This window comes from Kitasatospora sp. NPDC001175, assembly GCF_053598215.1.
Genome location: NZ_JBSFJU010000026.1, coordinates 104596 through 111527 on the forward strand (window position 1 = coordinate 104596; position 6932 = coordinate 111527).

Annotated in this window: 7 protein-coding genes; 3 read left to right on the top strand and 4 right to left on the bottom strand. The window is 71.0% G+C overall.

The window, feature by feature from the left end; genetic code table 11:
• Positions 1-387: 387 nt before the first annotated feature.
• From ACWDAK_RS20430 to ACWDAK_RS20440, 3 genes are all read left to right on the top strand, one after another.
• Positions 388-1122: a FadR/GntR family transcriptional regulator gene (locus tag ACWDAK_RS20430; protein ID WP_344637381.1), complete on the top strand. Its 735-nt coding sequence runs from the start codon at positions 388-390 to the stop codon at positions 1120-1122.
• 173 nt (positions 1123-1295) lie between these two features.
• On the top strand, positions 1296-2522 hold the full coding sequence (locus ACWDAK_RS20435; RefSeq protein WP_344637382.1) for a CynX/NimT family MFS transporter: 1227 nt from the start codon (positions 1296-1298) through the stop codon (positions 2520-2522).
• Positions 2523-2653: 131 nt separating this feature from the next.
• Positions 2654-3094, top strand: coding sequence for an SRPBCC family protein (locus ACWDAK_RS20440; RefSeq protein WP_427395560.1), 441 nt, complete (start codon positions 2654-2656; stop codon positions 3092-3094).
• Positions 3095-3151: 57 nt separating this feature from the next.
• Here the strand turns inward: ACWDAK_RS20440 and ACWDAK_RS20445 are convergent, their stop codons facing one another.
• Genes ACWDAK_RS20445 through ACWDAK_RS20460 form a run of 4 tightly spaced genes read right to left on the bottom strand, consistent with a single transcriptional unit; the run spans position 3152 to position 6770 of the window.
• Positions 3152-3868 (bottom strand): ABC transporter permease, encoded by a 717-nt coding sequence (locus ACWDAK_RS20445; protein WP_344637384.1) that lies wholly within the window; start codon positions 3866-3868, stop codon positions 3152-3154.
• Positions 3869-3898: 30 nt separating this feature from the next.
• Complete coding sequence (locus ACWDAK_RS20450) at positions 3899-4816, bottom strand: ABC transporter ATP-binding protein (RefSeq protein WP_344637385.1); 918 nt, start codon at positions 4814-4816, stop codon at positions 3899-3901.
• Between the two features lie 12 nt (positions 4817-4828).
• Positions 4829-5746 carry an ABC transporter permease gene (locus tag ACWDAK_RS20455; protein ID WP_344637386.1) on the bottom strand — a complete coding sequence of 306 codons (918 nt, stop codon included), beginning with the start codon at positions 5744-5746 and terminating at the stop codon, positions 4829-4831.
• The gene (locus ACWDAK_RS20460) at positions 5730-6770 is read right to left on the bottom strand and encodes an ABC transporter ATP-binding protein (RefSeq protein WP_427395559.1); all 1041 of its coding nucleotides are present in this window, start codon (positions 6768-6770) and stop codon (positions 5730-5732) included. Before ACWDAK_RS20460 ends, ACWDAK_RS20455 begins: the two co-directional genes overlap by 17 nt.
• Positions 6771-6932: the final 162 nt, after the last annotated feature.

The following is a 6932-nucleotide window of genomic DNA, read 5'->3' on the forward strand; positions in this document are numbered from 1 at the left end:
CAGCACACAGCAGACCCGCCGTGTGCAGGAGCAACGCCCGACGACCGCCGAACGTGCCGTACCACCGCCCCGGATGGTACGCAGCTCTCGCACAGATATACGCAGAAGCTTCAGCGGAGCATATAAAGGCCACATGATGAAGTCACTGCCCGGGCTCCGGATTGCCTGATCCCTCACATAACGGGCGACTTCCGAGCACGGCCGGTCCACGTGGACTCCCTGGGGCCACCGGCGGCCATCCCATGATCAGACAGTGGACTGGAGAACGATCAGCCGATCAGTTGTAGGACAACCAGCTCCCCAGTTGTAGGACAACCGGACAACTACTTGTAGGATGACCGGGCAAGGTGTTTCACGATCACCCGATCGACCCGGAGGGAGCCCGGCATGGCGACTGCAAGCAACGACGGTCTGCAGGCCGCCGGACGGCGCTCGCTCGTCGACGCCACGATCGAGCAGCTGCGGGAGCAGCTGAGCGCGGGCACCTGGCCGGTCGGCGGGAAGATCCCGACCGAGCACGAGCTGGCCGAGCGGCTGCAGGTCGGACGGAACACCGTGCGCGAGGCGATCCGGGTGCTGGTGCACGCCGGAATGCTGGTGTCGCGCCAGGGCGAGGGGACGTTCGTCCGCTCCACCAGCGACCCGGCCGCCGTGCTGCGCGGTGTGCAGCGCTCCGGCGTACGGGACGTCCTGGAGGTCCGCGCCGCGCTGGAGACCGAGGCGGCGCGGCTGGCCGCACTGCGGCACACGCCCGAGGACATCACCCGGATGCGCGCCGCGCTGGCCCGGGAGGCCGAGGTGATCGCCTCGCACCCGGAGCGGGCCGGCCGGGAGGCCACGGTCGAGCACGACCTGGAGTTCCACACCGCCGTGGTGGAGGCCGCGCACAACCCCGCGCTCACCGAGGTGTACCGCTACTTCGGCGCCTCGGTGCACGAGTCGATGCGGACGGCCTTCGGCGACCACGAGATGCCCGAGGTGGTCGTCGCGACCCACGAGGCGCTGGTGGACGCGATCGAGAGCGGTGACCCGGAGCGCGCCGAGGCCGCATGTCGCGAGCTGCTCGCGGAGCCGACGGCCGCCGTGGAGCAGCTGCTCGCCACCATCGCCGCGCGGAAGTAGCACCCGGTACGACCCGCCGTCCGGTACGAACACGACTGACCTCGCCGGCCCCGGCGCCCGTCCGTACCGCCTCCAGTCCCCCTGCTCTCAGCCCGTCCTGCCTCCAGTTCGTCCTGCCCGGACGCCAGTCCTGCCCGGACCCCATCGGTCCCTGCCCGGAGAGAAAGCCCGCCATGTCGGTCACCCGCACCCAGCAGCCGGTCGCCATCCCAGTAGTCCGCACTCGCACCAAGCTCGCCCACCCCGCGCTGCTGCTGCTCGGCATCGTGCTGGTCGCGCTCAACATGCGCGCCTGCCTGGCCGCCGTCTCCCCGATGGTCGGCGAGATCCAGCGGACCTTCGGGCTGTCCTCGACCGTGAGCGGGCTGATCACCACCGTTCCGGTGCTCTTCCAGGGCGTCGGCGCGCCGCTGACCCCCCGGCTGACCCGGCGCTTCGGCGCCGAGCGGGTGGTGCTCGGCGCGGTACTGGTGCTGGGCGCCGGAGTGCTGCTGCGGGTGCTGCCCTCGGTGGCCGCGCTGTACGCGGGCTGCGTGGTGATCGGTGTCGCGATCGCCGTGCTCAACGTCTCGATGCCCGGCCTGGTGAAGCGCGAGTTCCCGGACCGAGCCGCGACCATGACCGGTGCCTACTCGACCACCATGCTGATCGGCGCCACCCTGGCGGCCGGTTCCTCGGTGCCGTTGGAGAAGGCGATCGGCGGCTGGGCGGGCTCGCTCGGTGCCTGGTCGCTGCTCGCGCTGATCGCGGCCCTCGCCTGGCTGCCGCAGGTGCTGCGCTCCCGTCAGGAACGGGCGGCGGTGGCCGCCGCACCGACGGGCAAGCCGATCGAGGGGATCTGGCGCTCACCGCTGGCCTGGCAGATCAGCCTGTTCATGGGCATCTCCTCGCTGATGGTCTACACCCTGGTCGCCTGGATGCCGACCATCCTGGCCGACCACGGCATGGACCGGAGCGAGGCCGGCCTGGTCTTCGCCTTCAGCAACCTGGTGCAGGTCGCGGGCGCCTTCCTGGTACCGCTGGCGGCCGGCCGGATGACCAACCAGCGCGCGCTGGCCGTCTCGATGGCGGTGCTCAACGGGCTGGGGATCACCGGCCTGCTGCTCGCCCCGGTCTCCGGTGCCTGGGTCTCGGCCGCGGTGCTCGGTGTCGCCCAGGGCGGTTCGCTCGGTCTCGGGCTGGCCTTCATCGTGCTGCGGACCGGCAGCGCGGCGGGCGCCGCCCAGCTGGGCGGGATGAGCCAGGCGATCGGCTATCTGGTCGCCGCCGTCGGACCGGTCGGTGCCGGTGCGCTGCACCAGGCGACCGGCGGCTGGAACCTGACGCTGGTCCTGCTGCTGTGCCTCGCCGCGGTCGTCGCCGTGGCAGGCTTCGGCGCTGGACGCGACCGCACGCTCTGAGGCGGGTTCCGGGCCTGGGGAAGGATTCCGGAGGCCCGGAAAAAAAGTTCTCCCCGGAGCGATGAGTTTCCCACCGCCGCCCGGTCTACCCAGGTGAAAGCAGACAGCAGAGCCAAGAGTGGGAGAACGACATGACTGACGCGAACGAGCTCGGCGAGGTCACCATCACCCGTGAGTTCGCCGCGCCCCGTGCGGCGGTGTTCGCGGCGTACGTCCAGCCCGAGCAGTTCGTCCGCTTCTGGGGGCCGGCCGGGACGAGCGTGCCGCTGGACACCGTCACCATCGAGCCGTGGGCCGGCGGCCGGTTCGACAGCACCATGGTCGTCGACGCGACCGGGGACCGGTACCCGATGAAGGGCGTCTTCCAGGAGGTCAAGGAGCTCGAGCTGCTCACCTTCGCCCAGGAGGGGTCGACCTTGGTGGGCAGCATCCGGCTGGCCGACCTCGACGGGGACCGGACGGAGGTCGTGATCCACCAGACCGGCGTCCCGCCGATGTACCGCTCCCCGGAGGCCCTGGCGGGCCTCAACTCCAGCCTCGACCGCCTCGGGGAGCACCTGGCCCAGCGGTGACGCCTCGCCGCTCCCGGGCGGGCGGGCGGCCTTGCCGTTCGCCCGCCCGTTCCGGTCCTACTCCTCGCCCGCGAGAGTGAGGCCGGCCAGCTTCACCGAGGCGAAGGCGGTGGCCGCGATGGTGATCACGATCAGCAGCGGGATCGCCGCACCGAGGGCGACCGGGGCGCTCAGCGCGCCGTCGGCGGCGAACGCCTTGGCCACCGAGAGGCCCCACTGCTGGATGCTGAGGGTCTTGGCGCCGCTGACGAAGTTGCCGACCAGGCTCTCCCAGACCAGCGCGTACGCCAGGCCGGCGATCACCGCGTGCCGGGTGACCACGCCGAGCAGCAGGAAGACCGCGCTGTAGGCGGCGCCGGAGACCAGCGTGCCCAGGGTGAAGGCGAGGGCCAGGCCGTCCTTGGTGCCGTAGATGATCAGGCCCGCCAGCAGGGTCGGGACGGCGGCGAACACCCAGGTGGTGGCGATCGCCACGGCCAGCTTGGTGGTGATGATCTTCCAGCGGGGCAGCGGTTTGGCCAGCAGGTAGACGATCGAGCCGTCGTCGATCTCGGTCGCGATCACGCCCGTTCCGACCACCAGGCCCAGGATCGGCACCAGGGTGCCGAGCGAGAGCGTGCCGAGGATGCTGACGGCCAGGTCGTGCCGGTCGGCTCCCGAGCTCCGCGCGGCCACTGAGACCGCCAGCAGCAGCACCGGGACGGCCAGCAGCAGGACGCCTCGGCGGCGGCCCAGCAAGCCGCGTACGGTCAGCCTGGCTACGGTCCGGTTCATGGGTTCCAGCCCTTCCAGTGGAACGCGGGGTCAGGACGCGACGAGGTAGGAGAAGACGCTCTCCAGCGACTCGTCGGCCGGGGAGACGGTGTAGAGCCGGATGCCGGCCTCCTTGGCGACCTTGGGCAGCAGGGTGGTGAAGCCCTGGAAGTTGATCGCCTGGATGCGCAACGCGCGCTCCTGCCAGTCGAGTTCGATCCCGGCCGTGGAGCCGTCGGCGATCAGCGCGGCGGCCAGCCGCCGGTCGTCGCTGGAGCGGACCAGGTAGCGGTGCGGCCGGTCGGTCATCAGCCGCCGGATCCTGCGGAAGTCACCGGAGGCGGCGTGCCGTCCGGCCACCACCACCTCGATGTGGCGGGCGAGCTGCTCGACCTCCTCCAGGATGTGCGAGGAGAACAGCACCGTCCGGCCGTCCTCGCCGAAGCGGCGCAGCAGTTCCATCAGGTGCAGGCGCTGGCGCGGGTCCATGCCGTTGAACGGCTCGTCGAGCAGCAGCACCGACGGGTCGTGCACCAGGGCGGAGGCCATCTTGACGCGCTGCTTCATGCCCTTGGAGTACGTGCCGGTGCGGCGTTCCTGGGCGTACTCCATCTCGACCAGGGCCAGGGCCCGCTTCGCCGCCGCGCCCGGGTCGGGCAGGCCGTGCAGCTCGGCGTTGGCGAGCACGAACTCCCAGCCGGTCAGGTAGTCGTACATCGACTCGCGTTCGGGGACCAGGCCGATCTTCCGGTACACCTGCTGGTTGCGCCAGACCGCCTCGCCGTCCAGCGTGACGGCCCCGGCGGACGGGGCGAGGAAGCCGCTCATCATGTGGATGAGGGTGGACTTGCCCGCACCGTTCGGCCCGAGCAGGCCGGTGATGCCCGGGCCGATGCTCATGGACACGTCGTTGACCGCGACGACGTTGCCGAACCAGCGGGAGACCTTGTCGATGGTGATGACAGCCACGCCGACGCCCTCTCAGATCTTCCGGTAGCGGCTGAGCATCAGCCAGTAGGAACCGAGCACCAGTACGGCGATCTCGGCGGCGAAGACCGCCACCCCGAGTGCGCCCGGGGCGTGTGTCGCGCGCGAGTCGCCGGCCAGGCCGAAGACCTGGTTGACCAGGCCGTCCACCAGCATCGACGGGGAGAGCATCGAGGACCAGTGCGCGGAGCCCGGCACCTCGGCACGCATCCCGCCCGACAGGCCGAAGACGATGCCCGCGATGATCGAGCTGACCGCCAGCACACCCATGATCGCGGCGACGCCGAAGCCCCGGCGCGGGGTGCTCGCGGCGATCAGCAGGCCCAGCGCGGAGAACAGCACCGCGTACAGCACGGCGGCCACCAGTCCGTAGAGGAAGTGGCCGGTGTTGTGGCCGAGCGGCAGTCCGCCGAGGACCGCGCCGAGGTAGAGCACCACCAGCGGCACCGCCATCAGGATCAGCATCGCCGCGACCATCGAGCCGAACTTGGCCCGGACGTAGTCGCCCCGGGTGATCGGCCGCGAGAAGTACAGCGGCACCGTCTGGTAGCGCAGGTCACGGGACATCAGCACCGGTGCCTGGGCGGCCAGGAAGATCTCGATGAAGATCGAGAAACTGGCCAGGTACTGCGGGTAGTCCAGCGGCAGCTGCTTGCCGTGCTGCAGGATCGCCACGGCGACGATCACCACTGCGGGCACCGCCAGGACACCGAGCACCAGCATCGGCAGCACCTTGGACTTGCCCGAGCGCCCGAGCCCGTACGCGGCCCGCAGGCTCTGCACGAAGAGCGAACGGGTGGCGTACGAGCGGCCCAGGCGCGGGCCGCGGTACGAGCGGTAGCCGATGTCGTGGATCACGCCGCTGTCGGCGGCGGCCGTCCGGCCGGGCACGGCCTCAGGGGGCAGCGACATCGTGGGCACCTCCTGCCGCGTCGGTTCGGGCGTCGTCGGTTCGGGCAGCGTCGGCGTGGTCCGTTCGGGTGTCGTCGCTTCGGGCGTCGCCGCTTCGGGCGTCGTCGGCGAAGATCTCGGCGACCCGGTGCCGGCGCTGCTCCAGCCGGACCAGGCCGAGTCCCAGGTCGGCGACGGTGTCGCGGACCGTGTCGTAGGTCTCGTCGTCCCTTATCTCGACCAGCAGGATCCTGGAGCCGTCCGGCGCGACCGTCAGCCCCGCCTCGGTGAGCCGGGCCCGGACGGCCTCGTCGGCGTCGAAGCCGAGGTCCGTCGGGTGGTCGGTGACCTCGACCGCGAGCAGCTGGGTGACCTCGGTGAAGGACGCCGTGGACGAGGAGCGCAGCAGGCGACCGCCGTCGATGACGACCAGGTGGTCGCAGGTGCGCTCCAGCTCTCCCAGCAGGTGGGTGGTGACCAGGACGGAGATCCCGAAGTCGCTGTGAACCCGGCGGATCAGCGCCAGCATGTCGTCGCGGCCGACCGGGTCCAGGCCGTTGGTCGGCTCGTCCAGCAGGACCAACTGCGGGTCGTGGACGAGTGCCTGGGCGAGTTTCACCCGCTGCTTCATACCGGTCGAGTAGCCGCCCATCGGCCGGTAGCGCTCCTCGTACAGTCCGACGTGCCGCAGGGTGTCGGCGGTGCGCTCGCGGGCGGCGGCCGCCGGGAGACCTGCCATCCGGGCCATGTGGACGACGAACTCGGTCGCCGAGACGTCGGGGGGCAGGCAGTCGTGCTCCGGCATGTAGCCGACCCGCTCACGGATGGCCGGGCCCTCGGTGGCGATGTCCAGCCCGAGCACCTGACCGGTGCCGGAGGTCGCCGGGGAGAGCCCGAGCAGGATCTTGATGAGTGTGGACTTGCCCGCTCCGTTCGCCCCCACCAGGCCGACCACCCCGGGCTGCACCTCCACGGTGAGCCGGTCGAGCGCGGTGACCCGGGGGAACCTCTTGGTGAGGCCGTCCGTCTTGATGACAGTGGACACGTCCTCCAACGTAGTGCGCGGCGGCCGCGCGCGATATGAGCTGGAGCGACGAATCCCGTTTGCGCCTGTGGGATGACGTTGTGGCGTCGGGGCCGGTCGCGGCGAGGGCGAGGTGCCAGGTACGGCGGTCGCCCTCGTCCAGCGCCTCGCCGATGGCCCGGT